1 protein-coding gene is annotated in these 223 nt (G+C 45.3%); it reads left to right on the forward strand.

All coding sequences use genetic code 11. The annotated features are described in order from the left end of the window. Positions 1-223: zinc-binding dehydrogenase (locus tag EKM80_RS13705; protein WP_164509584.1), on the forward strand; the 223-nt coding region annotated here is incomplete at both ends.

The raw sequence follows: 223 nt of genomic DNA on the forward strand, positions 1-223 counted from the left end.
GCTTAGCGGCCATGATGGCTGGTAAAATTTCTGGCTGTACCAAAGTTATCGCCGTGGATATCGTCGATGATCGTTTAGCCTTAGCTAAAGAATTAGGCGCAACTGATATCATTAATAGTAAGACTGAAGACCCTGTCGCAGCTATCAAAGCACTGACTAATGGTCATGGCGTCAACTTTGCCGTTGACACTACTGGCGTTACCCAAGTAATGGAATCCTCCAT

The organism is Loigolactobacillus jiayinensis (genome assembly GCF_003946445.1).
GTDB lineage: Bacteria > Bacillota > Bacilli > Lactobacillales > Lactobacillaceae > Loigolactobacillus > Loigolactobacillus jiayinensis.